This is a genomic window from Pseudomonas sp. S36, assembly GCF_016647875.1.
Taxonomy (GTDB): Bacteria; Pseudomonadota; Gammaproteobacteria; order Pseudomonadales; family Pseudomonadaceae; genus Aquipseudomonas; species Aquipseudomonas parafulva.
Map to the genome: position 1 here is coordinate 76621 of NZ_JACVVG010000006.1, position 25153 is coordinate 101773.

A 25153-nucleotide genomic window follows, 5' to 3' on the forward strand; every position below is an offset into this window, starting at 1 on the left:
TACACGCTTCACAGCTCAGGCCCCATGGAAAAGTGCAGGCGGATGCCACCGTCTTCGTCCAGTGCCTTGGCCAGATCAAGGCGCAGCGGCCCTACTGGCGACACCCAACGCACGCCGAACCCGACACCGGTCTTCAGGCTGGGCAGTTCCAGGTTGTTGAAGGCATTACCCTGGTCGACGAAGGTCGCCAGGCGCCATTTTTCAGTCAGCGAATACTGGTACTCGACACTGCCCGCGACCAGATACCGCCCGCCAATACGGTCGCCATCACTGTTTTTGGGTGACAGGGTCTGGTAGTCGTACCCACGTACGCTCTGGTCCCCCCCCGCAAAGAAGCGCAGCGAGGGCGGGATGCTGTTCTTGAAGCCATTGCTGGCGCTGCCCCCGAACTGAACGCGCCCAAGCAGCCGGTGGTTCTGGCCTAGGGTGGTCAGGCCCTTGAGCACCACGTTACCGTGCACCAGGTTGGTGTCCGAGCCCAGCCCCTCCTTGGCTACCTGGGCGTCGAACTGCAGGCGGTAGCCATTGTGCGGATCGATGCGGTTGTCGCTGCGCAGGAACGAATAGCTGATGCCGGGCATCAGCAAGTTGCTCAAGCCGGAATCGTCACCCAGGCGGTATTCCTCGCGCTGGTACTTGAGCGATATCACCCGTTGCCAGCCACTGGGCAACTTGCTGTGCCATTCGGGGCCAACGGTGAGCAGCTTGCTGAGGGTGTCTGTGCCTGCCAGTTCCTCATTCTGGTAGCCGCCAGCAAAACGCAGCTTGTCGGTGAGTGGGGGATCAAGCGGAATGTCGTACCACAGCCCTACGTTCTGGCGCGGCGCCGAGAGCTCGGTTTCCCAACCATAGCTGTGGCCCTGGGCGTTGACCCAATGCCGGGTCCAGTTGGCCTTGCCGCGTGGGCCAACGTCGGTCGAGTAGCCCAGGCCAAGCCCCAGGGTGCGGGGTTTGCGGGTTTCGAGGCGCACGTCCACCGGGATTTTTTCATCCACTGCGGCGGTAGGTGCGGCATCGACGCGCACACCCTCGAAATAACCGCTCGACTGCAGGTCGTTGTTCAACTCGGCAATCAGCTCCGAATCGTAGGGGGTACCGGGCTTGAACGCGACCATGCGCTGCAGCAGGTCGTCGTCCAGCGGGGTATCACCGCTGAACGACACAGCCCCGAGGCGATAGCGCGGGCCGCTCTGGTACACCAGGCTGATGTCCGCCACCCCGGCCCGGGGGTCGACCGCCAGGCGCTGCTCGCTGAAGCGCCCGGCGAAGAAACCGTAGCGCGATGCCTGGTTCTGGATCAGCCGCTTGGCGTCTTCGTACAGGCCATGGTTGAGCTGCTCGCCCGGGCGCAGGGCCCTGCTGTCTGGCACCCGGAAGGCCGCCATTTCGCTGGCAGGGCCTTCGATGCGCACGTTGACGTTGCGCAGCCGAATCGGCTCGCCGGGGACAATGCTGATGATCAGTTGGGGGGAGCCGTCTGCGCCACTGGTGGGCTTGACCTCGGTGTTGATCTGGGCCTGGTAGTAACCCAGTGCCTGAGCGGCTTTGCGCGCCTGCTCCTCTGCCCCGCGACTGAAACGCAAAAGCGCTTCTTCGTCGCGGTTACCCAAGGTGCCTATGTAGCCTTCGACATTGGCCTTGAGCGCCTTGTTGGCGGGTTTTACCTTGACCAACAGCTCACTCTGGCCCCATGCAGCAAAACTGGCAGCCCAGAACACCAGGCCCCAGCGTAATCTTCCTGAATAAGTCATGCGGCGCATGCTACCAGACCAAAACGTTCAAGGGAGCCGCCCCCGTGCACTGCTTACAGCGAAGCGGCGCGGGCAGCGGTCGGGTTGGCGTGCAGGAACACGCGCTGGCGGAGCGGCCCAACGGCAACTTCGCCGATCTGCACAAAGCCCTGGCTCTGGTAGAAGGCAAGGTGGTGCTCGTTTCCGGTATCGACCACTACACCCTCGGTGACGGTGTCTTGCGCGCACCACTCTTGAACAGCTTGTAACAATTGCGCAGGGTAGTGAGTGCCCTGATGCTGTGCCTGCACGCCCAGAAGCGGCAACACGTGCAACTGGTCACTGGGCATGCAGGTGGCGATGGCTGCCTGATAATCCATGAAGCGGCGGGTGCAGCGCACACCAGCGCCCAGCATCATGCGCAGCCGCCAGGCCCAGCTGTCGGCTACGCCCAGGCGCCGCAGGGGCGGCACGATCAGCGCCACGCCGATCAGGCGGTCTTCGAGCAGCAGACCGACGGCCGGCAACTGCAGGTAGAAATGCTGGCGCACCCACTCGCGGATCAGCGTACGCAGGCGCCGCTCAAAGCCTGGGCGCTGGGCATCGAACAGATAGGCAAAAGTAGGGTCGTTGCGGTACACGTTGTACAGCAGCGCGCGCGCCTCACGGCGATAACCACCATCTAGAACACAGACACGGGCCGGGGCGGCAGTAGTGTGGGGCATTGCGGGCAGACCTCCTGGAATGAGCGTATTGTGCCTTGGAGGCGCTACGCCGGGCATCGTTCACCTGGCAACGCACGTTAGCAGCCACACCCCGAAGCCGCCACGCTGGTGATGCACAGCGATGTCCGCTAGCATCGCGCGTTTTACCGGGATCGTCTTGCCATGAAGATCGTCTGTTTCAACATCAACGGCCTGCGCGCACGCCCACACCAGCTTGCCGCTCTCATCGAAAAGCATCAGCCGGATGTCATCGGCCTGCAGGAAACCAAAGTCAGCGACGAGCAGTTCCCGCTCGCAGACGTGCAGGCCCTGGGCTATCACGTGCACTACCATGGGCAGAAAGGCCATTACGGCGTGGCGCTGCTGTCGCGCCAGGCGCCACTGAGCCTGCACAAGGGTTTCGCCACCGATGAAGAAGACGCCCAGCGCCGCTTTATCTGGGGTACCTTCGCCGACGCCCAAGGCAACCCGATCACCATCATGAACGGCTACTTCCCGCAGGGTGAAAGCCGCGACCACCCGACCAAGTTCCCAGCCAAGCAGCGCTTCTATGCAGACCTGCAGGCGCTGCTTGAAAGCCAGTTCCAGCAGGACCAGCCGGTGCTGGTGATGGGCGACATGAACATCTCGCCCCAGGACTGCGACATTGGCATCGGCCCGGACAACGCCAAGCGCTGGCTCAAGACCGGCAAGTGCAGCTTCCTGCCGGAGGAGCGCGAGTGGATGGAACGCCTGAAAGGCTGGGGGCTGGTGGACAGCTTCCGCCACCTGCACCCCGAGGTGAACGACCGTTTCAGCTGGTTCGACTACCGCAGCCGTGGGTTTGAGGACGAGCCCAAGCGCGGCTTGCGCATCGACCTGATCATGGCCTCGCAGCAGCTGGTGCCACGGCTGAAGGCGGCGGGTGTGGACTATGACCTGCGGGGGATGGAAAAGCCGTCGGACCATGCGCCGATCTGGCTTGAGCTCAGCTGATCAGCCCGTGCCCTGGCCGGGCACTGCTACAAGCCCAGGCGCAGGGCCTCACCTACCCCGGCCCCGCGCCTGTCGTCTGCCTGGCTGACCAACGCAAAGTTGTACGCCCCGTGCGACCAATAGCGGGCCTCCAGTGGGCCGTCGACCCGTTGCCCGGTCGGCATGCGGCGGTAATGCTCGCCGGGTGAACGCAGAAACAGGCTGATACGTCGGCCGCTGCCGTCCTCGAACACCAGCAGTGCAGCCGGCCCCTGCTCATTGCTTAGCAAACGGGCGCCGACCGGGGTGAAACCATAGCCGCTCAGGTCTGGCAACTGGCCTACCTGGCTGAAGTGCCGCTGCAACCAGCCACTCAGCTGTTCAGCGTCGCGGGCCTGAACGTCCAGCACCTGGCTGCCTGCAAACAACCGGTGGGCCTGAACGGCGTCGGCCATGGGCAAATCTGCGCGGGCAAGCGACACGTCACGCACGTGCCAGCCGCCCAGGCCGCCAACGCCAAGCGCAACCACCACCATTGCAGCAGCGGCCCAGCGCCGCTGCCGGCGTTGCCGCGCCTGGCGCAGCAGGTGCTGCCGGTTTACGCGGGTGCCCGCGTTAGGCTCGGCGTAGCCGGCCAGTGCTGCCCGCAGGCGACGGGCATCGGCGCGCCAACCTTCCACGCGCTCGGCAGCCTGCGGGTTGCTGGCCAGCCAGGCTTGCACTTCGGCCCTGCGCACTGCGTCAAGCCGGTCGTCGACATAAGCGTGCAGTTCGTCTTCGCTGGGGATCAGGCGTGTCATTTCAGTCTCCGCAATGCCGGTGGCTGGGGGGCGCCTTCGGTAAGTTCACGCAAGGCGGTGCGCGCGCGCGACAGGCGCGACATCACGGTTCCAATGGGGATGCCCAGGGCTTGGGCGGCTTCCTTGTAGCTCAACCCTTCAATGCTGACCAGCAGCAACAGCGCGCGCTGCTCGTCCTTGAGCTGGGCGAAGGCCTGCAGGTCGGCCTGGGCCAGGACGATGTCCTCCAGATTGTCACCCACAGGCTCGGCGTCCGGCTCAGCGCGCCCGAACCAGGCCAGCCAGCGCGCATGCAGGCGATCCCGGCGCTTGCCGTCGAGGAACAGCCGATAAAGGATGGTGAACAGCCAGGCGCGCAGAGCTGCGCCGTCGCGCTGTTGCTGGCGACGGCTGAGGGCGCGCTCGACGGTGGCCTGGACCAGGTCGTCGGCGCTGCCAAGGTCGCGGGTCAGCCATACGGCAAAGCGCCGCAGGCGGGCAAGCAGTTCGCGCCACTGATGGTCGTCCAGGTCCTGCATGGCTATGGTCCGGCCCTAAAGGCTGTGAGTGTAGAGAACAGACGCCTGGCGGAAAAAACTATTCCTGATCAGGGAATAAATTTTTGCCACCACCGTCGTACCGGCATCTTCACTGAACCGGATGCCCCCATGAACCCACCTTTGCACGGACCGGCAAAAGCCTTGCGCTTCGCCGCCATTGGCGCCGTGATGCTGGCCGCAGGCGCAGGCTTCGCCTACGCGGCCGGCTGGCTCGGCACACCAGCGCTGACGCCCCAGCGCATCATCGACACCTTCGAAGCACAAGCTGGGCACTATGCTGGCTACCGCAAGAACCACGCCAAGGGCCTTTGCGTGAGCGGCTACTTCGAACCCAGCGGGCAGGCTGCAAGCCTGTCTACCGCCCGCGCGTTCAGCCAGCCCCAGGTACCGGTGATCGGCCGCTTCGCCATTGGCGGTGCAAACCCGTTTGCACCCGACACCGCCATACCCGTGCGCAGCCTGGCGATCCAGCTATCCACCGACGATGGCCAGGTCTGGCGCACCGGCATGAACAACCCGCCAGTGCTCGCAGTGAGCACAGCCGAAGCGTTCTACGAGCAGGTGCTGGCCAACACACCGGACCCTGCAACCGGCAAGCCAGACCCGGCCAAGGTCCAGGCGTTCTTCGCTGCACACCCCGAAAGTGCGCCGTTTCGCCAGTGGGCTGCGGGGTACAAACCTAGCGACAGTTTTGCCAGCACCGCCTACCACAGCATCAATGCCTTTCGCCTGATTGACGCCAAAGGGGGTGAGCACCCGGTGCGCTGGCAGCTCGAACCCCAGAGCCCTTTCGCGGCACTGCCGCCCCAGGTGGATGACAAGCTGTTCCTGCAGCACGACTTGCAGGCACGCCTGGCCAAAGGCCCGTTGCGCTGGGCCCTGCGCCTGGTATTGGCAGAGCCCGGTGATGCTGTGGACGACCCTGCCAAACCCTGGCCTGCCGACAGGCCCAGCGTGAATGCTGGCACCCTGGTGCTACAGGGCGTGGACGCCCCCGAGCAGGGGGCCTGCCGTGACCTCAACTTCGATCCGTTGATTCTGCCGAAAGGCATAAAACCGAGCGCGGACCCGATTCTTGCGGCACGCTCGGCGGCCTATTCGGAGTCGTTCAACCGCCGTAGCCGCGAGTCCCTCAACACCGGAGCCCAGCCATGAAACCCACCGCCTTCCACCCACTTGCTCGCCTGCTGCACTGGATGATGGCCGTGATGATTCTGGTGATGTTGTTCATCGGTGTCAGCATGGTCGGGGACCTGTCCGTACGCCACCCTGTGCTGGTCAGCCTGCACAAGGCGACAGGCCTTGCGCTGCTGGTGCTGGTGATCGTGCGTATCATCCTGCGGCTGAGCCTGCCGCACCCGCCGCTGCCTCGTGACCTGCCGCCGCTGCAGCGCTTGGCAGCCGCGGCATCGCATTGGGTGCTGTACGGGTTGATGCTGGCCATGCCGCTGCTGGGCTGGGCCATGTTGTCCGCCGGGGGGTACCCGCGCCCGCTGGGCCTGCCTGCAATCGCCCCGCATGACCTGCAACTGTATGCGGTACTGCGCCGGGCCCACGGCTGGGCAGGTTACCTGCTATTCGCCACGGTGCTGGTGCATGTGGGTGCCGCGCTGATGCACGCATGGGTACGCCGCGATGGCGTGATGCGCAGCATGTGGCCCGGGCCTCTGCGCCGCCGGAGCCCAGGGGGCGCCGCAAAGGGTTCGACAGCCGATAATGGTTCTTACTAATATCGTCGGCCTCTTATCTGCACTGCCTGGACTTCGCCATGATCGCTGCAAAGGACACTGCCTCCCCAACTGCCGCAAGCACCCTGGACCTGCGCCCACTGTTACTGGCCAACCTGGCCTGCACCATGTCGATGATGGCCTTCGTCGTGCTGGTAGGCCCGCTGGCACGCCAGTTGGGGCTCGCCACCTGGCAGGCGGGCGCTGCGGTGACGGTGGCGGGCGTTGTCTGGGTGCTGCTGGCGCGGCCGTGGGGCCGCGCAGCAGACCGCCTGGGCCGTTGGCGTGTGCTGTTGCTGGGCAGCGCAGGCTTTACCTTGGCGTACTGGGTGTTGTGCCTGTTCGTCGAGGGGGCCTTGCGCTGGTTGCCAGGCCCGACACTGGCGTTCATCGGCCTCATGCTTGCCCGCGGCTGCATCGGGGCGTTGTACGCAGCGATCCCGGTGGGTTGCAACGCACTGATTGCCGACCATATCGAACCCCAACGCCGGGCACGGGCCATGGCATCGCTGGGGGCGGCCAATGCTGTTGGCCTGGTGGTAGGCCCGGCACTCGCGGCGCTGCTGGCCCGTCACAGCCTGAGCCTGCCACTGCACGTCATGTCGGTGCTGCCGGCATTGGCGTTTCTGGTGCTGTTGTTCAACCTCAAGCCCCATGCACCGGCCCAGGGCCACGCGCCCAGCCCGGTCAAGTTGAGCGACCGGCGCCTGCGGCGCCCCCTGCTGGTAGCGTTCAGCGCGATGTTCAGCGTTACCGTGTCACAGATCGTGGTTGGCTTTTTTGCGCTGGATCGCTTGCACCTGGCAGCAGCCGAAGCCGCCCAGGCGGCAGGTATCGCACTGACCACGGTGGGTGTTGCACTGATACTGGCCCAGGTCCTGTTGCGGCAGCTGCAATGGCCGCCACTGAAAATGATCCAGGTGGGTGCAACCGTTTCGGCCCTTGGTTTTGCGGCCGGCGCGCTGGCGACCACAGCGCCTTGGCTGTGGGCTTGCTACTTCGTGGCCGCTGCTGGCATGGGCTTTGTTTTCCCGGCATTTTCAGCGTTGGCGGCCAATGCCATGCAGGCCTCGGAGCAAGGCGCTACGGCAGGCTCGGTGGGCGCTGCACAGGGCATGGGGGCAGTGCTTGGTCCACTGGCAGGTACGCTGGTGTACGCACTGGACCCACGGCTGCCTTTTGTGATGGTGGCGCTGTTGCTGCTGCTGGTGGGGCTGTGGCCGACGCCTCGGGCCAGGCACGCCTAGATGCACAGCGCGTGTGCCCTCAGAGTGTGTTTTAATGCGCGTCGCTCATTATTCTTGACACCTCTGATTACAAGGCGGCTATGGACACGGGGACACGACTCAAACTGGTGCGTGAACGCAACAACCTCTCCCAGCGTGAGCTGGCGCGCCGCAGCGGGCTGACCAACTCGACCATTTCGCAAATCGAGCAAAATCGTGTGAGCCCCTCGGTCAGCTCGTTGAAGAAGCTGCTGGAAGGCATCCCCATGAGCCTGGCAGAGTTCTTCAGCTTCGATGAACCTGTGCGCGAGGAGCGCTATGTGTTCCGGGCGGGTGAGCAGCCAGACCTGGGGCGCAACGGGCTGCGTATGTTGCTGGTAGGTGCCAGTGTCGAAGGCCGGCAGATGCGCATGCTGCGCGAGCTGTATGCCCCCGGTGCCGATTCGGGCGAGCCGATCGTGCATGCCGAAGGCGAAGAGTGTGGCCTGGTTACCCGGGGCACCGTGGAACTGTGGGTTGATGGCCAGGTGAGTGTACTCAGCTCGGGCGATGGCTATTACATTCCCACCACCCTGCCCCACAGTTTCAAGAACATCGGCCCGGACGAGGCCGAGATCATCAGCGCCAATACGCCCGCCAACTTCTAAGCACGCCCAGCGGCCCTCGAGCGAGGGCCGCACGCCTCGTCAGGACGCAGCCTGCACATCCTGTGGCTCATGGGCCCTGCTGGCGTAACGTTGCGCCAGCACCGCGCACACCATCAGCTGAATCTGATGGAACAGCATCAACGGCAGGATCATCGCACCAATCCCGCTGCCCACGAACAATACCTGGGCCATGGGCACACCGGTGGCCAGGCTCTTTTTCGAGCCTGCGAACAGGATGGTGATACGGTCCTCCAGGTTGAAGCCCAGCAGCTTGCCCAACACGTGGGTACCCAGCAACACCACCGCCAGCAAGATGCCGCAGACCGCGAACAGGCCGGCCAGGTGCTGCGGCGACACGGTATGCCACAGGCCCGTGACCACCGCCTCGCTGAAGGCGGTATACACCACCAGCAGGATCGAACCTTGGTCCACCACCTTCAACCAGCGAGCGTTGCGCTTGACCCACGCGCCAATCCAGCGCCGGGCAATCTGCCCTGCCACGAACGGCACCAACAACTGCAGGGTGATCTTCAACACCGCATCAAGGCCCGAACCGGTGTCACCACTGGCCCCCAACAGCAGCATCACCAGCAACGGGGTCAGGAAGATACCCAGCAGGCTTGAAGCGGCCGCGCTGCAGATCGCTGCCGGCACATTGCCGCGGGCCAGCGAGGTGAAGGCAATGGCCGACTGTACCGTCGCCGGCAGTGCGCACAGGTAGAGCACGCCCAGGTACAGTTCATTGCCAACCAGCGGCAGGAACAACGGCTTGAACGCCAGCCCCAACAGCGGGAACAACACGAACGTGCAGGAGAACACCAGCAAGTGCAGGCGCCAGTGCCCGGCGCCAGCAATGATCGCCTCACGTGACAGCTTGGCGCCGTGCAGGAAAAACAGCAGCCCGATCGCCAGGTTGGTCAGCCAGCCGAAATACACGGCGCCCTCACCGGAACACGGCAACACGGTGGCAATGAACACCACCCCAAGCAAAGCCAGGGTGAAATTGTCGAAAAGCATACGCAAGTACTTCATCACATTCCCGTCTTGTCATTGTGCAACGCCGAAGGATAGGGGTTTGCGCCCTGCCCCGCTAACGCCGGAACCCCTGGCAGTGTCGCGCAACGGACAACCCCGACCGGCGCTTGGATGCGAACGCATTCAAAGCCGTGCTCACCATGGGTAAACCTGGTCACCTGGAGAGCCTCCAGCACGCTCAGTGAGGCCCGGCAGATCCGCTTTGTCAGACAAATCGACAAAAATGTAGTTCCTAAAAATAATCACTACAAAACGGTTGACGCCGTTCATCCGGCTTGTGCATGATTGAGCCGTCTCCCTGATCGGGAGCGGTGGCAAGGGTATTCCAGACGGCCTGCGCGGTAACGCAGGCCGTTCGTGGAGAGGGATCTGTCCAAAAGGCAGCGTGAGAAAGCCCCTGTTGCGATGCTGCGGTAGCAGCCTTGTCAATGCGCTACATCGAGTTGGCGCCAACTGTGAAAATCACCTGAGAATAGGTAATGGGGGCTTTATGATGAACTTGAATGACAACCCAACCATCGATCAATTGGCTGAGCTGTTCGCCCTACGCAAGGACAGCCTCGATGACCATTTGCTGTGGGTCAGCCAGAGCGGCGAAGTGCGGCTTGACCGCCTGCCACCTAATACCATCGAAGACGAATTCGAAGAACACCTGCCCAGCATGCGTGCCCGCTTCAAGGTGTACCGCCGCGGTCAGGGTTATGTCGGCAAGAAGGCTGCCGCCGACACGGAGTTTGTCGGCCGGGTACTGCAGACCTTGCAGCAAGAATGGCCTGCTGCTCGCCAGCAGCAAGCAGTCAAGGTCATCGAACCGCTGAACTGAGGGCTTGCTACAGAGAGCCCGGCCACAGGTGCCGGGCTTTTTCATGCCCGGCGCTTGCGCGGGGTAGGCACAGGCAACGCGCCAGTGGCCATTGCCCGAGCGCGGTCAACCCCCCACACCAAGGCGCGGGTCATGGTTTCACCAGGGCGCGCCGGGTAATACTCCTCCACCAACGCGCGCCCATCGCGGGCGTACAACCCTATAAACAGCTGTGTTGCCCCAAGACGCGACAGGCGAACCTGAACGTCCAGCGTCGTGCCGTCACTAAGCGCCTCATCGTGACAGCGACTGTGAAGATGGGCATCTGCCCATTGCCAATACGTCTGTTCCCTGACTCGCATGAGCGTCCAATCCTCCGTTACGCAATGACTGCGTCAGAAGACCATAGCCCACACGAAGACGCGAGCACTACCGGGCAATGCCCTGAGGCGTGTCAATGAATCGCCAGAAAACCCCGCCGTTGGGCGGGGGCGCCGTCGGGCGCGCAGCGCTTCAAGGCTCAGCACCGCCGGGCCAGCTCAGCCGCGGGCGGCCAATAGCCGTTGCCCGATGCGTGCGCCGAACACGTTGACCAGCAGCCCAGCCATCACCAGTAACGCGCCCCACCCCTGCACCGTGGTCAGGCGTTCGCCCAGCAGCAACGCGGAGGAGCTCAGGCCAATCACCGGCACCAGCAGCGAAAACGGTGCAACCTTGCCTGCCGGGTGGCGCGACAGCAGCGTGCTCCATAGGCTGTAGCCGATGATAGTGGCGACGAAAGCGAGGTAGGCCAGGGCAAATACCGAACTCCAGCCGATGTTGGCCAAGGCATGGCCGATGCGCTCCGGCCCCTCCAGCCACCACGACAGCAACAGAAACGGCAGCGGTGGGATCAGCCCGCCCCAGATCACCAGGGCCACCAGGTTCACCGAGCCGAACCGCCGGGTGATGATGTTGCCCAACCCCCACATCGCCCCGCCGCACAGGGTCAGCACCAGCGCCAGCACGGGCACATGGCTGCCATCTTCGCTACCGATCAGCGCCAGGCCGCTGGCGGCCACCAGCAGGCCGAGCACACTGGCCATGCGCAAGCGCTCACCCAGAAACAGCGCAGCAAAACCCAGGGTGAAAAACGCTTGCGACTGCAGAATCAGCGATGCCAGGCCAGGCGGCATGCCGCTGTACATGGCCTGAAACAGGAAGGCGAACTGCCCCAGGGAAATCGTCGCGCCGTAGGCGATGAGCCAGCGCCAGGGCAATTTGGGCCGTTTGATCACCAACACGGCCGGGAAGGCTACCAACAGAAAACGCAACGCCCCCAACAGCATGGGTGGCAGGCCGTCCAGGCCCACCTTGATCACCACGAAGTTGACGCCCCACGCGACGATTACCACCAGCGCGATGAGCAGGTCCTTGAGCGGCATTGTGGGTTTTCCTTATGCGAACGAATTAGACATATTTCGTTACAGCATAACGGTATTCCTGTTCCACCGACCACCATGAGGCTGAAACCTGTCGCGCAGAGAACTGCCACAGCCAGTACGCCATGCCCACAGTGGCAGCGGGTTCACCCGCCAGGCACCGCCCCTCAAGCCACAGCAAACAACCCATTGGCAATCTGCGCCTGGGCGGCGTCAATCGCCTGGGTACGCTGCTCAGGCCCATACGCCAGCCCATGGGCGCGCACGATTTGCAAGTCAGTGATACCAATGAAGCCCAGCAGCACCTTCAAGAACTCTTCATGGCCAACGGCAGTCGGCTGCTCGGCGTGCAAGCCGCCTGCGGTGGAGACCAACACTACCTTCTTGTCGCCACACAGGCCCTGCGGGCCGGCCTCGGTGTAGCGGAATGTCTTGCCGGCAACCGCGATGCGGTCGATCCAGGCCTTCAGTTGGGTAGGCACGCTGAAGTTGTACATAGGCGCACCAATCACCACCGCATCGGCAGCCAGGAATTCTTCCAGGGTTTCGGCACTGAGCTTGGCTTCGAACGCCTGAGCGGCGTCCCGCATATCTTCGGCTGTGCCGGCCGCCATCAGCGTAGCTGCAGAGAAATGGGCGATGGCGTCTGCTGCCAGGTCGCGGTACACCACCTCGACGCTCGGGTCAGCGGCTTGCCAGGCCTGGACCACTTCGCGGCTGAGCTGACGGGAGGCAGAGTTGTCGCCGAGGATGCTGGAATCGATGTGCAACAGTTTCATGGGACGCTCCTTGGAATGAGAACCGCGATGTAGCGCGGCCAGGATGGGAGCATCCTACGTGGAACGACAAACGCTGTTAAGGCGGTGGAATTGTGCCAGTTCGTTCCATGGGTGGGACAATGCCAGCGGATTGACCGTGAAAAACCCTGCTTGCGCGCCTAGGTTTCAAGCAGCGCAAATCGCTCCCCGAGCATATCCAGCAGGGCACGCACCGCTGGCAGCAAGGCCTTGCGCGAGGTGAACACCGCATGAATCAAACCGCTCTGCGGGCGATAGTGCGGCGATAGCTCCACCAGCCGGCCCGCTGCCAGGTCGCCCCGCACCATGATCTCCGGCAGTTGCACTGCACCCACGCCGATCAGCGCAGCATGATGCAGCGCGCTCAGGTCCGAAGTCACCAGCCTGGGTACGTGCTGCACCCTCAAGGCATTGCGCAGCTCGTCGAACAATACCCACTCATGGGTCGGCCTGGCAGGCCAGAGCGCCATGGTCGGCAGTTTCGCCAACGCCTGCAGCGGGTCGCCGTGATCGTACCCCGCAGCCAGGCCAGGGCTCGCGACCAGGCGCTGGCAACTGTCCCCCAGGCGCTTCACCACCAGGCCATCATCGGCCAACGGCGGAAAACGAACCCGCAACGCAATGTCGACCCCGTCGCTCAACGGGTCCACCACACGGTTGGTGCTTTCAAGGTGCACGAGCACCTTGGGGTACAAGGCAATGAAGTCGGCAATCATGGCGTTGGCGCCGAGGGCCCCCAGCCCGGGTGGGCACGTAATCCTGATGATGCCCTGGGGCTCGCGCTTGGCCGACAGCACCCTGGCCTCCGCCGCCTCGGCCTCTTCGACCATGGCCTGGCAATGGCGGTAGTAGTCCATACCGATCTCGGTCACGGCAAAACGCCGGGTGGAGCGGTGGATCAGTTGCACGCCAAGGCGTTCTTCCAGCGCCAGCACCCTGCGGCTGAGCCTGGACTTGGGCACGTCGATTTTCCTGGAGGCCGCCGCAAAGCCGCCGTGCTCCACTACCTTGACGAAGATGAACAGGTCGTTGAGGTCAATCACTGGTAACTCGGGTTCCGCGCGTGAAGGCCTGACTATACCTCAGTGCCGGCACACTGCCCGCATTGCAAGTTTTGCTGAACTTGCAATTGCGCATGGCACGCAACTTTGAAGTTGATCATCACGTCAGGTTTTAGTGTCGGACAGCGCGAGTTGAAAGAGCTGGAAGCGCCCCAGGAAAGTTGCGACGGAGCGCCAGACACAAATGCTATTGATATTGGCTTGCATTTACACTTACGGATTTGTACGCTCTGCCACCTTCAGGACACCCCGCGAAAAGGATCTCGCATGTTTCCCTTTACACAATCCGCCGAGCAACTTCTATTGGCTCGTTGGGCAGAAGCCCTCACAACTCCGCACTTTTCCGCCAGGTCCGTCACCCTCTCAGACTTGTACTCAGCACTCGAGCCGGCCCAGACGCGGAGTTTCCAGCGCCTGGTCCAGGCCTTGTTGAGAGAGGGTCTGGTCGCCGCCACAGATACCGTATTCGCAGCCCAGCCCTTTATTGAAGTGCCACGCGCCAACGCAACACTCCGCTTCGATTACTTACGGCCCGGGCGCATGAACAGTTGGGATGTTCGCGGCCACATTAATTATCAAGTAGACGGCCAAGCCAGTTACCGCATCGCCTGGCCTTCCGAACTGCTCACCGCATTGAGCGGCACTTTTGAACAGGCCCCCGAAGACGCCATCATTGCCAGGCTGGCCGCCGAACTTGACGACAGCCTGATCAATGACACGTTGTGCCTGGCTTACCACAACCGATGGTCGCATGACCTCTCCCGCAGCATGGCGAGTTGCAGTTTGCTTCAGGGCCTGAGGCGCATGGAGGCGCCTGCCAACCCGTCCATTCTGCTCGAGCAATGGGGCACACTGGGCCACCCATGGCACCCCAACTACAAGACCAAACTTGGCCTGACCACGCAGCAGGTCGTGCAGTATTCACCGGAGTTCTGCGCAAACGTTGGCGTACGTCTGTATGCGCTGCATCGCCAGTATGCCCACATCGAACGACTGCCTGAAACCGATGACTACTGGCAGTGGTGGCAGCAGCGCTTCCCACAGGCAGCCAGCCAGTTGCAGGACCACTTGCTGGACAACGGCCTTAACGCCGCCGACTACGTTCCGCTGCCAGTGCACCCTTGGCAGGCTGAACAATCGCTGTACCAGGCATTTGCCGGGGAGATATCGGACCGGCTGCTCGTGCCGACCGACATCACTGCCTTCAACGCCGCGCCCACCATGTCATTCCGCACCGTGCTGCCCGAGGCCAGCCTCACGGCGCCGATGGTCAAGCTGCCGGTGTCGCTGCGCTTGACCAGCGTACAGCGCACTGTTTCGCCCCGGTCGGCGCGCATGGGGCCGAGGGTAAGCCAGCTGCTGCAGCAGATGCTTGAGCGTGAACCCGCCATTGCCACCCTGCTGGACATCGTGCCCGAGCGTATTGGCGTGCATTACACGCCCGTACCTCGCAACGATGATCGCGCGCGCCACCTGGGTGTCCTGTACCGGGACAACCCTGCCAGCCTTCTGGCTGAAGGGGAAATCGCCATCCCGGTGGGCAGCCTCTTCGCCACCGACGAAGCAGGCAGGCCACTGCTGCGTCAGTGGGTGCTGCTGACCACAGGGTGTGACGACAGTACCGGCATGCTGGACTTCTTCCAACGCTACATCGGCATCGCCGTGCCGTCGCTGCTGGGCATGTACCTCAAGTACGGGGTGGCTTTCGAGGCCCATCAACAGAACAGCTTCATGGTCATGGGTGCCGATGGCGCTCCCGCCCGCTTGCTGATTCGTGACTTCGGCGATATACGCATCCACCGTGCCACCCTGCATGCCCATGGTCTGGACCTGGCACTGCATGACCCGTTGATGACACTGTTCGACGATGATGCGTTCGTTCGCGACAAGCTGTTGCATACCACGTTCATGTGCCACCTGGGCGAGCTGGTATTGCTGTGTGCATGTCACTGGGAAACACCGCAGGCAGCGTTGTGGGGCTTGCTCGCCGAGGAAATAGAGCGCTGCTTCAATACCCTTGAACCACAAGTATTGCCGAGCCGCTGGCAGCAAGAGCACGACGCGCTGCTGCAGCACGATTGGCCGGCCAAGTCGTTCATGCGCATGCGCCTGCTCGACAGCCATGCCGACATCGTTGGCCGGTTGGCGAACCCGTTGCGGAACACACCTGATGAAGGCTGATGCATTCGCCTTGCGACTGCTGATCGTCATCCAGCTGTTGTCCATGGGGGCCATGGAGATGAGCGGGCCGTTCTGGCCGCTGCAAATTCAGGCCCTGTCAGGTGGCGACGACCCGCGAGTGATCGCACTGCTGTCGTCGGCTGTGTATGCCGGCCCCATGATCGCCGCCATGCTGCTGACACCCCTGTGGGGGCGGCTGGGTGACCGCACCGGCCACAAGCCGATGATCCTGCGCGCCTTGCTGGCCCTGGCACTGTGCCAAGGCTTGGCGGGGGTTATCAGTAACCCGTGGGGGCTGGTGGGCGTGCGTATTGCACAAGGCGCATTGGCAGGTTTTCTGGCGGCGGCCCAGGCGTATGCCTTGTACTGGTGCACCCCTACATCCCGCGGGCGTACCCTGGCGCACCTGCAGTCCGTCACCGCGATCGGCTCGCTGCTGGGGCCGGTGCTCGGTGGCTGGCTGATGGACAGCGCAGGTTTCGCAGTGCTGTGCTTCAGTGCCACGGGCATCTGCCTGGCGTGCGCCCTGGTCAGCGCCTGGCTGCCAGCCGACCCCGCACGTGCCCGCGCCGCGAAACACCAGGGCACCTCGGCGTCGCCCCTGCCCAGGCGCTGGCTGGGCGGCATTCTGCTGATCATCGTGCTGGTTCAGGCTGCCAAGATCATGCCGCAGCCGTTCTATGCGCTGTATGTGGCTGAAGTGCTCACCGCACCCAGCTGGATCATCGGTGCCACCTATGGGGCCAGCGCACTGACCCTGGCGTTGTCGGCACCCCTGTGGGGGCGCCTGTTTGACCGGCTGCAGCCCGCACAAACGCTCAAGGTGATCGAGCGCGTGACCTGGCTGTGTGCGGCAACGCTGGCAGCCACCGCCCTCGTCGGCCAATGGCCAGCGTTCATGGCCACCCGGCTGGTCTGGGGTGTCTGGCAAGGGGCACTGCTGCCAGTGGCCTACATGCTCATCGCTACCACCGTCAGTCACCAGCAACAAGGTTTCGCCATGGGCCTTGGCAACAGCGCGGCCAAGGCCGGTGCATTGCTCGGCACCGTGGTCGGCGGGGTAGCCATGGCCACCGTCGGCCTGCACCACGCTTTCTGGTTCGTGGCTTCGGCCTACCTCTGCGCTGCGCTGTTCATCGGCCTTGTGCGCCGCCACCACGGTGCCTCTGCTTCGTTCGTTTCTGCCAACCCCACCCATAATGCCTAGAAAACACCGCCATGAAACTTTCCAGACTCTCGCTGCTGATTTCGTTAACCGCCGCTGGCCTGCCTGCCTGGGCTGAGGAAGCCTCGAACGACACCGCTGTCCAGTTACAGGCCACCGTAACCTCCGCCACGCGTGTGGAATCCACCATCGCGTCCATTCCCGGCTCAGTGCAGGTTATCGACGCGCCCCAGATCCGCGAACAGATGGGCGCCGGGCGCCGGGTCGCCGACATCCTGGGCCAGTTGATCCCCGGTATCGCGCCGTCCAGTGGCGGCATGAGCAACTACGGGCAAACGTTGCGTGGCCGTAACATGCTGGTCCTGATCGACGGAGTCTCGCAAAACGCCACACGCGATAATTTCCGCCAACTGAACAGCATTTCCCCCGACAGCATCGAGCGCATCGAGGTGATTTCAGGCGCCAGCAGCGTGTACGGTGCCGGCGCTTCTGGCGGCATGATCAACATCATCACCAAGCGCAACCAGGGCGAGCCACTGGCCTTCACCAGCAAGCTGGGGATCACTGCCGGTGACAACCTCAGCCGCAAAGGTTTCACCTATGAGGGGTTCCAGAGCGCTACCGGCCGGCAGGGCCCTGCGGACTGGTACCTTTCCGGGGCTTACACCCAGCGTAACGACCAGTTCGATGCCAAAGGCCACCGTATCCCTCAGGACACCTCCCAGGGCTCGAACATGGACACCGACACCTACGACCTGCAAGGTCGGTTCGGTTTGGAACTGGACGAAACCAAGAAGCTGACGCTGGGCCTGCAGGATTACCGCGACAAGCAGGATACCGACTACACCAAAGACCCCAGCAACAGGCGTGAGGCCGTGGCGGTGAAAGGCCTGAGCCTGGATGACCAGCCGTCCACCCACAACCGCGCCGCCAACCTCAACTACACCGAGAAGGACTTCTTTGGCCAGGGCCTGAACGTAGAAAGCTACTGGCGCAAGTCCGATGCCTTGTTTTTCCCCGACATCTCCCGGGGCCGCGCCGGCGTATCGGCCACAGACAGCCAAACCACGGTGTATGGCCTGCGCACGGCCATCGATACCCCGCTACCAGCCATCGGCTCTGGCTCCGGTAACCTGGTATGGGGTGCGGACTACAGCCACGAGTTTGCGCGTCAGCGCGGCGATCAGTACGCCGTCAATGGCCTGAACTACCGTAAAACTGGCACCACCTACGAGCTAGGCCCAGACCTGGAAACCACCACCCGAGCCCTGTTTGCCCAGGTGGCCTGGGATGTGTCGGACTGGACATTCCGCGGCGGCGTGCGCCGCGAGTGGGTGCAGAGCAAGGTCGATGACAGCATTGCCTACGGCGAGATCGTCCAGACCGGCCGGCGCGCCACGCTACCGGGCGACACGCTGAAGTACGACGCCACCTTGTACAACCTGGGTGCGGTCTACCACTTCACTGAAAACCAGGACGTGTTCGCCAACTTCAGCCAGGGCTTTTCACTGCCGGATATCCAGCGTTTTCTGCGCGACGTGAACAGCACCTACAACATCCAGAACCTCAATGCCCAGGCGATCAAGGTAGACAGCTACGAGCTGGGCTGGCGCGGCAACTGGAACCCGGTGCAGGCGCAGGTGACGGTGTACAACAACACCTCGGACGTAACCCAGTTCTACGATGCCAACGACCGCGTCCTGCGCCTGATCAACCAGAAAGAGCGCGTACGCGGTATCGAGAGCAGCCTCACCTGGTACCTGACCGACCAATGGTCTACCGGTGGCACCTACGCCTACTCCAAGGGCGAAACCGAGCAGAACGGCAAGTGGATCGACTTGCCAGCCACCCGCATCGCGCCCGCCAAGACCACGCTGTTTGTGGCGTACGCCAACGACGACTACAGCGTGCGCCTGCAAGGCATGCGTCTGGCCGACTACAACGCGGCGGCACGGGACAACAATGGCCGGCAGATCAACGGCTACACCCTGCTCGATCTTATAGGTTCGGTGGAACTGCCCGAGGGCCGGTTGGAAGGCAGCATCCACAACCTGACCAACCGCAGCTACGAAACCCTGCTCACCCAGGCAAACGGCAGAACCCCTTACCCCAACGCCGAAGGCCGAACATTCAGCCTGGCCTATACCCTGGACTGGTGAGGCAGCGCTTGCGCGGCGCACCCAGCGCTGGTTTGATCACGGTGACCGTGCAAGAGACGAACACCATGCCTGCCAAGACGATGAGTGAAGCGCAAGTGGCTGCGTACTGCCTGAGCCTGCCTGGGGCGCGCGAGGACTATAAGTGGGGCGGTATCCGCGTGTTTTCGGTGGCAGGCAATAAAATGTTCGCCGTGCTTGACCTGGCGGGGGCGGGGCTATCGTTCAAGGTGGCCGATGAGCTGTTTCTGGGCTATTGCGATCGGCCTGGGGTACGGCCTGCGCCTTATCTGGCGCGGGCCCGCTGGGTCAGCATGGCGCCGCCCTACCCCATGGGCCGCGACGAATTGAGCGACCTGCTGCTGCGCTCGCACCAGCTGGTGGTGCAGCGTTTGCCCAAGCGCTTGCAGGTGGGTCTTAGGCCCTGACCCACCCGCAGGCCTGTGAACGACCGATTACCCCAAAGGCAGATAGCGCCCCTGGAAAAACAGCCAGTCGGCCCAGAACACCTGATGCAGCAGCACAATGGGCCAGAACAGTAACTGGTACGACACCTTGCGTGTCTTGTGCCTGAACAGTTGCTGCGCCACGAGTGCACCCGGCCAGCCGCCCAACAGCTCGCTGGCGTGCAACAGCTTCTCAGGCGTGCGCCAGCCCTGGCTGATGGCCTGGCGCTTATCGCGCCAGTACAGCAGCAGGCTGATCAGGCTCATGGCCGGGTACAGCGCCAGTGGCCACCAGGTTTGATCGTTCCAGGCCATGCGCGCAGCCCCAAGCCCCGGCAGCAGGCACAATACGCCCAACAGCAGCAGCTTCAGGCGCACATTGCGCACACCCGCCTGAGCGTGGCGGCTTGGCTGGTCACGCATGGGCGGTAGTCCAGTCGACCCAGCCGAACTGCCAACTGGCCAGGATCAGCAACCCGAACACGATCCGGTACCAGGCAAACGCTGCGTAGCTGTGGTTGGCAATAAACTTGAGCAAGGCGCGCACGGCGATCATGGCGAAAATGAACGAGGTCACGAACCCCAATGCGAACACGGGCAAGTCATCCGGCTGGAACAGGTGCCGGTACTTGTAGCCGGAATACACCGCTGCCCCGACCATGGTTGGCATTGCCAGGAAGAATGAAAACTCGGTGGCCGCTTTGCGCGACAAGCCGAACAGCAGGCCGCCGATGATGGTGGAGCCGGAACGTGAAGTACCCGGGATCATCGCCAGGCACTGGACGAAGCCAATTTTCAGCGCATGGCCCCAGCCCATTTCATCCACATGGTCCACCTCCACAGTGTGCTGGCGGCGCTCGGCCCAGAGCATGATCACCCCACCCACCACCAGCGCGGCTGCCACGGTGATGGCGTTGAACAGGTATTCATGGATCATGTCGGCGAACAATACACCCAGCACCAGCGCAGGCAGGAACGCCAGCAGCAGGTTGCCGGTGAAGCGCCTGGCCCGCGGCTGGCTGGGCAAGCCCCGGACGACATCGAAGATCTTGCTGCGAAATTCCCACATCACCGCCAGGATGGCGGCCAGCTGAATGATGATGTTGAAGGCCATGGCCCGTTCGCCGCCAAACCCGATCAGGTCGGCAACGATGATCTGGTGGCCGGTACTGGAGATTGGCAAAAACTCCGTCAGCCCTTCGACCACGCCCAATATGATTGCCTGAAAGGCAGTCCAAAAATCCATCATTCCCCCGATGAAGCTTGCGCGTGACAAGCCCCTTGTTCTTGATTTGCTTAGGTCGCCGCACGCGGCCCGGCATTTTTACAGCGCCTGTTGGTCACAAAGCCAGAAGAAAAGTTCACGCCCCCTAAAGGTTTCATCTTGCGCGGCCGAGATGCTAGCAGAGGCTCTTTGCATTGGCTTTACGCGACCTGCTGCAGACTATTTCTGAGATAGCACTTAGCCATTGGTCGAGTGGGGCCACGTAGCCAGCCGTGCTTGGATGCACCTGAATAAAAAGAACAAACGGGAGCACCTGAATGAAGACGTTGAGATCGATGTCGATCAGCAGCCGCTTGTGGCTGATTCTGCTGGTGTCGGTGGCCATGCTGGTGGTGCTGGGGCTGCTGATGCTGCGCCAGATCCACGGCGACCTGTACCAGGCCAAGGCCGAAAAAACCCGCCACGTGGTGCAGACTGCGGCCGGGGTGCTGGCGTATTACCATGGGCTTGAAGCAGCCGGCACGCTCAGCCGGGAGGCCGCTCAGCAACAGGCGTTGCAGGTGGTGCGGGCACTGCGCTACGACCACGACGACTACTTCTGGATCAACGACCTGGGGCCGAAAATGGTCATGCACCCGACCAACCCCAAGCTCGACGGCCAGGACCTGTCGGGTATCCGTGACCCGGACGGCTTCGCTGTATTCAACGAAATGGTTGCGCTCGCACGGCAACAGGATGCCGGGCCGGTCAATTACCGCTGGCCCAAACCCGGTGCCAGTGAGCCGGTTGCCAAGACTTCCTATATTCAGCTGTTCAAGCCCTGGGGCTGGATCATCGGTTCAGGTGTATATATCGACGGCGTGCAGGCCGAATTTGCCCGCCAGGTGCGCGATGCATCGCTGCTGGGCCTGGTTATCGCCCTGGTGCTGGCCGTGGTGGTGCGGCTGATAGCCCGCAGTATCGCGCTCCCTTTACGAGAGGCGGTAGAAGCCATGGGCACCATCGCCAGCGGCGAGAGCGACCTTACCCGGCGCCTGGACACCCATGGCCGGGACGAAATCACCCACCTGGGTGAACACTTCAACCGCTTTAACGGCAAGCTGCAGGGCGTGGTCGGCCAACTGCAGGGGGCGGCCCATGAACTGGCACGTTCGGCCGGCCATGTGGGCGACAACGCCGGGGCCGCTCAACATCAAAGTGCCCAGCAGTCGCTGCAGATGGACCAGGTGGCCACGGCGGTCAACGAAGTCACCTACGCCGTGCAGGATGTGGCCAAGACGGCCGAGCAGGCGGCGGGCGAGATGCGCACAGCCCAGCAGCAGGTGGCCCATGGGCAGCAGGCTATCCACGGCAGCCTGGCGCAAATCGACCGGCTATCGATGACCATCGACCAGGCCGTGCAGGTCATTCGTGAACTGGCCGGGCACAGCACGCGTATAGGGGGTGTGCTGGAGGTGATCCGCTCGATCGCCGAGCAGACCAATTTGCTGGCACTCAACGCCGCCATCGAAGCCGCCCGCGCCGGTGAACAGGGCCGAGGGTTTGCCGTGGTCGCTGACGAAGTGCGGCTGCTGGCCCAGCGGACCGCCCAGTCGACGGCTGAGATCCACACCATGATCGAGCACCTGCAAAGCCAGTCCGATGCGGCGGTGAAGGCCATCGACACCAGCAGCGAAGCGTCGCGCCAAACCGTCGAGCAGGCCCGTGAAGCTGGCGCCAGCCTGGATGCAATCAACCTGGTGTTGAACAACCTCACCGCACTGAACGCGTCCATCGCCAGCGCCACGTTACAGCAGTCGCACGTCGTGGAAGAGATCAACCGCAATGTACTGGATACCGCTGGGCTTTCTCAGCAGGCCGCCGAAGCGGCGCGCCAGTCAAGCGATGCGGGCCTGGCCCTGGGCCGCCTGAGCCAGGACCTTGAGCAGTTGCTGCGCCAGTTCCGGGTTTGATACACGCAGCGCGGTAGGCACAGGCTGGACCGCAGCCTGTGCCCTACACCTTACCCCTGCGAACGGCTACAATCGCGCCCCTCCCCGATTTATCCAAGGATCGCCGATGTCCGGCCTTGAACTCATCGCCGCCGTCCTCGGCGTTACCGCTGTATGGCTGACGGTCAAGCAGAACACCTGGTGCTGGCCCATCGGCCTGATCGCCGTGCTGATCTACGGCTGGTTGTTCTATGAGGTCAAGCTGTACTCGGGCATGTTGCTGCAGGTTGCCTACGCCGGTTTGCAGCTGTACGGCTGGTGGCAATGGAAGCGGCCTGGGCGCGCTGAAGAGGCGCGCCGGGTCTCTCGCCTAGCACCATTGCCAATGGTCGCCGGCCTGGCCGCCGGCCTGGTGCTGAGCGCAGGGCTGGGCGCCAGCATGGCCGGCTTCACCGATGCCGCGCTGCCGTGGCTGGATGCCACCCTGACCGGGTTCAGCCTGGTCGCGCAATTGTGGATGGCGCAGAAGCGTGTGCAGTGCTGGCCGCTGTGGGTAGTGGTCGATATCGCCTACGTCGGCCAGTACCTTCATCAGCAGCTCTACTTCACGGCGGGCTTCTTCGTAGTGCTGACCTTGATCGCCCTGCGCGGCTGGCTGGAGTGGCGCCGTGACCCGGCGCTGGCGCAACCATGAAGGTCGTGGTGCTGTGCGGGCCGGAATCCAGTGGCAAGAGCTGGTTGAGCGGGTTGATCCAGGCCCGTTTCGGGGGTGTGGTGGTAGGCGAGTACGTCCGCTACTTCATCGACCAGCAAGGGCGGGACACCTGTTATGCCGATATCCCGGTCATCGCCCGCGGCCAACTAGCCTGGGAAGATGACGCACGTGCAGAGGCCCCGCCACTGCTGATCCTCGACACCCACCTGCTCAGCAACATGCTGTGGAGCCAAGCCTTGTTTGCGGCGTGCCCGCCGTGGCTGGAGCAGGCATTGCTGGCGCGGCATTACGACCTGCACCTGTTGCTCAGCCCTCAAGGGGTACCTTGGATAGCGGATGGCCAACGCAGCCAGCCGGCGCTGCAGGACCGCCAGCAGTTCTTCGACGACAGCCTGCAGTGGCTGCAACGCCACCAGCAGGCCTACCATGTCATCGAGGGCACCTGGGAACAGCGTCAGCAGGTGGCCGCCGAGCAAGTCTCCATCCTGATGGGGCGCTGCGCGAGGCCATACCTGCCCCAGTGTTAAGCACGTGACACACGCCAGCTCCCGAATACCCCGCATTCAGGGGCTTTGGTGTTAATTGCAGCAGAGTGTCAAGGCGCTGAAACAGCCAAGTTTCCCCTTCAAGATTGAGGCCATTGCAGCTGTCCGCCCACCCTGGGTGGCGGTGCGCTGTATCAGGGCTGACACACATCCCCACCTCATCACCCCTCCAGAACGCTCAAGCCCTTGATATTGGTGCAGTTATCAAAAGCGGCACGGCTTCTGCTCTGCCTAGCGCATCGCTGAACAAGGCCAGCGGCTGAAGAGGGAACGCCGTCGTGAGGAAGATCAACCACCGCCTCAACCACCTGATGCTGATCGGGTGCGTGCTGGGCTCGCTGAGCCTGTCGGCCCAGGCCGACAACGGCATCATCGTGATCACCCGTGATGTGCAGACCCGCAACGCGGTAGTCCCCCCTCTGCAGCCTGACCCCTCCCCGACCACCGTCAACGCCAACCCCGTCGCTCACGTGCTCAGGCAAACCAACGAACTGAGCGATGGCGACTTCGCCAACATCAGCAGCGGCGCTGGCATCAATTCGCTCATCACCCAACAGACCGACCACCTGGGGGGCAACCTGTCGCATCAGAACCAACTGCCCAACCTGGCCGCAGGCAGAGGGACAGGCTCGGGCAACGGTATTTCCAACATGGTCAATTCAAGCGTGCAGAAAGGCCTGGCCCCTCTGCAGATCCTGACGGGAGGCAAGTGAGATGAAGCCCATGCTGCTTCTGCTGGCCGCGCTGTGCGGCGCGCCGGCCTTCGCCCAGCCACCGGCCGCGGTCAACAACACCGCCGACATCGACAACTCGGGCAGCGGTTACCAAGGCAACATGACGGTCAACCAGGCGGCGGGCGACATGCAGCAGCAGGCCAACGCCCGCGCCTTCGCAGCCGGGCACGGCGCCAGCGCCAGTACCCAGGTCCGTCAGCGCCTGAACGTACCGGCTGACCCGGCCATGGATGCAAAGGCCAGTATCGGTGGCACTGCGTTCAGCAATGGCAGTGGCGCCCTGGGCGTCAACCAGAGTGCCGGTGCCGGCACGCAGCAGGCCAACGCCCTGCGTATCAGTACCGGTGTACAACCGCAAAGCATCGACGACAGCGTCCTCATGCAACAGAACGTGGCGCTGCTCAACAACTCCGATTCAGCTGCCATCTCGGCCGGCCATCGCCAAGTCACGACCAGTGACCAGGCGTTCACCGGTGGCCGTGGGGTGGTACAGCTGAACCAGAGTGCCGGGGTGGGAAACCGCATGGCCAACACCTTGAGCATACGGGTCGCGGATTGACCCTTTTCGTTAAGAACGACACTTAACCCTTA

26 protein-coding genes and 1 pseudogene are annotated in these 25153 nt (G+C 63.2%); 16 read left to right on the forward strand and 11 right to left on the reverse strand.

Annotated features, from left to right (window positions below; genetic code table 11):
* Nucleotides 1-8 precede the first annotated feature (8 nt).
* Both IAE36_RS05060 and IAE36_RS05065 read right to left on the reverse strand, forming a co-directional pair.
* Nucleotides 9-1751 (reverse strand): autotransporter assembly complex protein TamA, encoded by a 1743-nt coding sequence (locus IAE36_RS05060; protein ID WP_201210750.1) that lies wholly within the window; start codon nucleotides 1749-1751, stop codon nucleotides 9-11.
* A gap of 53 nt (nucleotides 1752-1804) precedes the next feature.
* Complete coding sequence (locus tag IAE36_RS05065; protein WP_201210752.1) at nucleotides 1805-2455, reverse strand: GNAT family N-acetyltransferase; 651 nt, start codon at nucleotides 2453-2455, stop codon at nucleotides 1805-1807.
* A 162-nt stretch (nucleotides 2456-2617) separates the two neighbouring features.
* Between IAE36_RS05065 and xthA the strand changes: the two genes are divergently transcribed.
* Nucleotides 2618-3430: an exodeoxyribonuclease III gene (gene xthA, locus IAE36_RS05070; protein WP_028634204.1), complete on the forward strand. Its 813-nt coding sequence runs from the start codon at nucleotides 2618-2620 to the stop codon at nucleotides 3428-3430.
* 26 nt (nucleotides 3431-3456) lie between these two features.
* Here the strand turns inward: xthA and IAE36_RS05075 are convergent, their stop codons facing one another.
* Nucleotides 3457-4209 (reverse strand): anti-sigma factor family protein, encoded by a 753-nt coding sequence (locus IAE36_RS05075; RefSeq protein WP_060483321.1) that lies wholly within the window; start codon nucleotides 4207-4209, stop codon nucleotides 3457-3459.
* Nucleotides 4206-4727 (reverse strand): sigma-70 family RNA polymerase sigma factor, encoded by a 522-nt coding sequence (locus IAE36_RS05080; protein WP_201210754.1) that lies wholly within the window; start codon nucleotides 4725-4727, stop codon nucleotides 4206-4208. The genes IAE36_RS05075 and IAE36_RS05080 overlap by 4 nt, the downstream gene beginning before the upstream one ends.
* 129 nt (nucleotides 4728-4856) lie before the next feature.
* Here IAE36_RS05080 and IAE36_RS05085 point away from each other — a divergent pair, with 129 nt between their 5' ends.
* From IAE36_RS05085 to IAE36_RS05100, 4 genes are all read left to right on the forward strand, one after another.
* Nucleotides 4857-5903, forward strand: coding sequence for a catalase family peroxidase (locus IAE36_RS05085; RefSeq protein ID WP_201210758.1), 1047 nt, complete (start codon nucleotides 4857-4859; stop codon nucleotides 5901-5903).
* Nucleotides 5900-6478, forward strand: a complete 579-nt coding sequence (locus IAE36_RS05090; RefSeq protein ID WP_201210759.1) for a cytochrome b — start codon at nucleotides 5900-5902, stop codon at nucleotides 6476-6478. Before IAE36_RS05085 ends, IAE36_RS05090 begins: the two co-directional genes overlap by 4 nt.
* A 38-nt stretch (nucleotides 6479-6516) precedes the next feature.
* On the forward strand, nucleotides 6517-7722 hold the full coding sequence (locus IAE36_RS05095; RefSeq protein WP_201210760.1) for an MFS transporter: 1206 nt from the start codon (nucleotides 6517-6519) through the stop codon (nucleotides 7720-7722).
* 80 nt (nucleotides 7723-7802) lie between these two features.
* Nucleotides 7803-8348, forward strand: a complete 546-nt coding sequence (locus IAE36_RS05100) for a cupin domain-containing protein (RefSeq protein ID WP_028634209.1) — start codon at nucleotides 7803-7805, stop codon at nucleotides 8346-8348.
* Between the two features lie 39 nt (nucleotides 8349-8387).
* Here IAE36_RS05100 and IAE36_RS05105 read toward each other — a convergent pair whose 3' ends face one another.
* Entirely contained in the window at nucleotides 8388-9380 is a 993-nt protein-coding gene (locus IAE36_RS05105; protein ID WP_028634210.1) for a bile acid:sodium symporter family protein, read from the reverse strand.
* Between the two features lie 493 nt (nucleotides 9381-9873).
* Here IAE36_RS05105 and IAE36_RS05110 point away from each other — a divergent pair, with 493 nt between their 5' ends.
* Nucleotides 9874-10206 carry a hypothetical protein gene (locus IAE36_RS05110; RefSeq protein ID WP_028634211.1) on the forward strand — a complete coding sequence of 111 codons (333 nt, stop codon included), beginning with the start codon at nucleotides 9874-9876 and terminating at the stop codon, nucleotides 10204-10206.
* A gap of 41 nt (nucleotides 10207-10247) precedes the next feature.
* Here the strand turns inward: IAE36_RS05110 and IAE36_RS05115 are convergent, their stop codons facing one another.
* From IAE36_RS05115 to IAE36_RS05130, 4 genes are all read right to left on the reverse strand, one after another.
* Nucleotides 10248-10547, reverse strand: coding sequence for a hypothetical protein (locus IAE36_RS05115; protein ID WP_060483316.1), 300 nt, complete (start codon nucleotides 10545-10547; stop codon nucleotides 10248-10250).
* 177 nt (nucleotides 10548-10724) lie between these two features.
* Complete coding sequence (locus IAE36_RS05120) at nucleotides 10725-11609, reverse strand: EamA family transporter (RefSeq protein WP_201210762.1); 885 nt, start codon at nucleotides 11607-11609, stop codon at nucleotides 10725-10727.
* A gap of 164 nt (nucleotides 11610-11773) precedes the next feature.
* Nucleotides 11774-12385, reverse strand: a complete 612-nt coding sequence (locus tag IAE36_RS05125; protein WP_060483314.1) for an FMN-dependent NADH-azoreductase — start codon at nucleotides 12383-12385, stop codon at nucleotides 11774-11776.
* Between the two features lie 158 nt (nucleotides 12386-12543).
* Entirely contained in the window at nucleotides 12544-13446 is a 903-nt protein-coding gene (locus IAE36_RS05130; RefSeq protein WP_201164869.1) for a LysR substrate-binding domain-containing protein, read from the reverse strand.
* 285 nt (nucleotides 13447-13731) lie between these two features.
* Between IAE36_RS05130 and IAE36_RS05135 the strand changes: the two genes are divergently transcribed.
* From IAE36_RS05135 to IAE36_RS05150, 4 genes are all read left to right on the forward strand, one after another.
* Nucleotides 13732-15645, forward strand: coding sequence for an IucA/IucC family protein (locus IAE36_RS05135; protein ID WP_201210765.1), 1914 nt, complete (start codon nucleotides 13732-13734; stop codon nucleotides 15643-15645).
* Complete coding sequence (locus IAE36_RS05140) at nucleotides 15635-16852, forward strand: MFS transporter (protein WP_201210767.1); 1218 nt, start codon at nucleotides 15635-15637, stop codon at nucleotides 16850-16852. Before IAE36_RS05135 ends, IAE36_RS05140 begins: the two co-directional genes overlap by 11 nt.
* Before the next feature lie 11 nt (nucleotides 16853-16863).
* On the forward strand, nucleotides 16864-18969 hold the full coding sequence (locus IAE36_RS05145) for a TonB-dependent receptor (protein WP_201210769.1): 2106 nt from the start codon (nucleotides 16864-16866) through the stop codon (nucleotides 18967-18969).
* 65 nt (nucleotides 18970-19034) lie between these two features.
* Nucleotides 19035-19394 carry an MmcQ/YjbR family DNA-binding protein gene (locus IAE36_RS05150; RefSeq protein ID WP_201210771.1) on the forward strand — a complete coding sequence of 120 codons (360 nt, stop codon included), beginning with the start codon at nucleotides 19035-19037 and terminating at the stop codon, nucleotides 19392-19394.
* Between the two features lie 27 nt (nucleotides 19395-19421).
* On the opposite strand, the gene IAE36_RS05155 is transcribed toward IAE36_RS05150, so the two are convergent.
* A complete protein-coding gene (locus tag IAE36_RS05155) occupies nucleotides 19422-19835 on the reverse strand; it encodes a DUF1294 domain-containing protein (RefSeq protein WP_201210773.1) in 414 nt (137 codons plus the stop codon).
* Nucleotides 19828-20658, reverse strand: coding sequence for an undecaprenyl-diphosphate phosphatase (locus IAE36_RS05160; protein WP_060481934.1), 831 nt, complete (start codon nucleotides 20656-20658; stop codon nucleotides 19828-19830). Before IAE36_RS05160 ends, IAE36_RS05155 begins: the two co-directional genes overlap by 8 nt.
* A 386-nt stretch (nucleotides 20659-21044) precedes the next feature.
* Between IAE36_RS05160 and IAE36_RS24000 the strand changes: the two are divergent.
* From IAE36_RS24000 to IAE36_RS05185, 6 genes and pseudogenes are all read left to right on the forward strand, one after another.
* Nucleotides 21045-21716: pseudogene (locus tag IAE36_RS24000) on the forward strand (cache domain-containing protein); the annotation flags it as partial.
* 138 nt (nucleotides 21717-21854) lie between these two features.
* Nucleotides 21855-22589 (forward strand): methyl-accepting chemotaxis protein, encoded by a 735-nt coding sequence (locus tag IAE36_RS24005; protein ID WP_428829806.1) that lies wholly within the window; start codon nucleotides 21855-21857, stop codon nucleotides 22587-22589.
* Nucleotides 22590-22695: 106 nt separating this feature from the next.
* On the forward strand, nucleotides 22696-23262 hold the full coding sequence (pnuC, locus tag IAE36_RS05170) for a nicotinamide riboside transporter PnuC (RefSeq protein ID WP_060481923.1): 567 nt from the start codon (nucleotides 22696-22698) through the stop codon (nucleotides 23260-23262).
* Entirely contained in the window at nucleotides 23259-23810 is a 552-nt protein-coding gene (locus IAE36_RS05175; RefSeq protein WP_201210777.1) for an AAA family ATPase, read from the forward strand. The genes pnuC and IAE36_RS05175 overlap by 4 nt, the downstream gene beginning before the upstream one ends.
* 296 nt (nucleotides 23811-24106) lie before the next feature.
* Entirely contained in the window at nucleotides 24107-24541 is a 435-nt protein-coding gene (locus IAE36_RS05180) for a hypothetical protein (RefSeq protein WP_028634225.1), read from the forward strand.
* Between the two features lies 1 nt (nucleotide 24542).
* The gene (locus IAE36_RS05185; RefSeq protein WP_201210779.1) at nucleotides 24543-25121 is read left to right on the forward strand and encodes an adhesin; all 579 of its coding nucleotides are present in this window, start codon (nucleotides 24543-24545) and stop codon (nucleotides 25119-25121) included.
* The last annotated feature ends 32 nt before the right edge of the window (nucleotides 25122-25153 follow it).